The sequence below is a fragment of the Macromonas nakdongensis genome, from assembly GCF_002837145.1.
Taxonomy (GTDB): domain Bacteria; phylum Pseudomonadota; class Gammaproteobacteria; order Burkholderiales; family Burkholderiaceae_C; genus Macromonas_B; species Macromonas_B nakdongensis.
Window position 1 is genome coordinate 1 of sequence record NZ_NWMV01000143.1, and the last position, 2,210, is coordinate 2,210.

General features: G+C 74.2%; 2 protein-coding genes. Both read left to right on the top strand.

The genetic code is table 11. The features are described from left to right. Window positions 1-1,251 (top strand): AMP-binding protein (locus CON77_RS14335; RefSeq protein ID WP_101050233.1); only part of this gene is annotated, 1,251 nt, incomplete at its 5' end. After that, the coding region (locus CON77_RS14340) for a thiolase family protein (protein WP_101050236.1) at window positions 1,230-2,210 on the top strand (981 nt) is incomplete at its 3' end. The genes CON77_RS14335 and CON77_RS14340, both read left to right, overlap by 22 nt.

Genomic DNA, 2,210 nt, shown 5'->3' on the forward strand with positions numbered 1-2,210 from the left:
TTCGTGGACGCCGAGCAAGGCACCCTGGACGCGTTGGTGGAGTTCCTGGGCGTGGTGGCCAGCGGCCGCTGTGCCGCGGTCAGCGACCCGGACTGGCCCCCCGCCGTGCGCGAAGCGGTGCGGGCCGGGGTTTCGGCCGAGCCGGCCGACCTGCCCGGGCCGACGCCTACCACACCGTTCTACATCGGCTTCACCTCGGGCAGCACCGGCTTGCCCAAAGGCTTTCGGCGCCACCACCGCTCCTGGACCGAGAGCTTCCGCGCCTGTCTGGATGCCTTCGGCCCCGACGCCGCCACGCCCCTGCTGGCGCCTGGCCGCATGGCGCATTCCCTGTTCCTGTTCGGCATGTTGCTCGGGTTATGGACCGGCGCCGGCGTGGTGCTGCAGGAGCGGTTTTCGGCCGGCCGCGCTCTGGACACCCTGCGCCAGGGCCGGACGCCCAGCCTGGTGGCCGTGCCCAGCCAGTTGCTGATGATGCTGGAGTGGGCCGCCCGCCGCGCCCAGCCGCCCATCGACGGTGTGCGGCTGGTGCTGATCAGCGGGGCGCGCTGGATGCGCCAACGCACGGCAGAGTTGCAGGCCCTGTTTCCGCGGGCCCGGCTGATCGAGTTCTACGGCGCCTCGGAAACCAGCTTCATCGCCTGGATGCCGGCCGACGCCGATGCGCCGCCCAGCACCGTGGGGCGGCCGTTTGCCCAGGTGGATATCGAGATCCGGCCGGTGGGCGACCCGGCCGGGGCCGGGCTGATTTTCGTGCGCAGCCCGATGCTGTTCATGGACTACGTGGGCCAGGCCGACGACGCCACCCAGGCCTGGCGCGAGGGCGACTGGCTGTCCGTCGGCGATATGGGGCATTGGGACGACGCAGGCCGCCTGTGCCTGGTTGGGCGGCACCAGCGCATGGTCGTGACTCAGGGCAAGAACCTGTTCCCGGAAGAGGTGGAGTCGGTGCTGGCGGCGCACCCGGCGGTGGCGGCCGCTTCGGTGCAGGGGCTGTTCGACCCGGTGCGGGGGCAGCAGGTGGTGGCGGTGCTGGCGCTGGCGCCAGACGCGCCGGCCAGGCCCAGCGCCCAGGCGCTGTCGGCCTGGTGCCGCGCCCGGCTGGAAGCCTACAAAGTGCCGCGCCGCTACCTGGTCTGCACTTCCTGGCCCTGGACCGCCAGCGGCAAGACCGACCACGCCGCCTTGGCCCGGGCCTTGGCCCCGAACGGCAACACGGCCTCGGCCCGATGTCTGCAGAGCCTGTCCTGATTGCCGGTGCGGCGCGCAGCGCGGTGGTGCCGCGCGGGGGCGCCTTTGCCGAGCTGGAGCCCCACGAACTGGCCGCGCCCGTGCTGCGGGCCTTGTTGCAACGCACGAGGCTGGCCCCGTCCGCGGTCGATGCCGTGGTGCTGGGCAACGCCCTGGGGGCCGGTGGCAACCCGGCGCGGCTGCTGGCCCTGGCCGCCGGACTGCCTGTGGGGTGTGCGGCCCTGACGGTCGATACCCAGTGCTGCGCCGGCCTGGACGCCCTGGCCCTGGGCGTGGGCCTGCTGACCTCGGGCCAGGCCTCGGTGGTGGTGCTGGGCGGGGTGGAGGCCTGGTCGAGGGCGCCGCTGCGGGCCCGCCGCCCACGCCACCCGGGCGAGGCCCCCGTGCCCTACGAGCGCCCCGCCTTTGCCCCCGCACCCTGGCCGGACCCAGACATGCTGCTCTCGGCCGCCCGTTACGCCGCCCGGCACGGCCACACCCGCGAACAGCAGGAACGCTACGCTCTGGACAGCCACGCCCGGGCCTTGGCGCACCGGACGCGGTTGGCCGACGAAATGGTCCCGGTGGTCGGGGTGTCACACGATCTGAACCCCCGGGTCTTGAGTGCCGACCGGGCAGCCCGTTTTCCGGTCTTGTTCCCACCGCCGACGCTGGGCGATGACGGCCTGCCCCTGGCGCCCGAATGCGCGCTGACCGCGCTGACCGTTTCGGCCCAGGCCGACGGCGCCGCCCTGGTGCTGCTGGCCACGGCGGCGGCCTGCGCCCGCTGGGGCCTGCGCCCGCAGGCGCTGTGGCGCGCCAGTGCGTCGGTGGGCAGCGACCCGGGCACGCCCCTGCTTGCGGCCGAACGCGCCGCCACCGAGGCCTGTCGGCGCGCCGGTGTGTCCGGACCCGGCGCGCTCCGCGCGCTGGAACTGCACGACGCCTTCGCGGTGCAGGGGCTGGACTTCTGCCAGCGC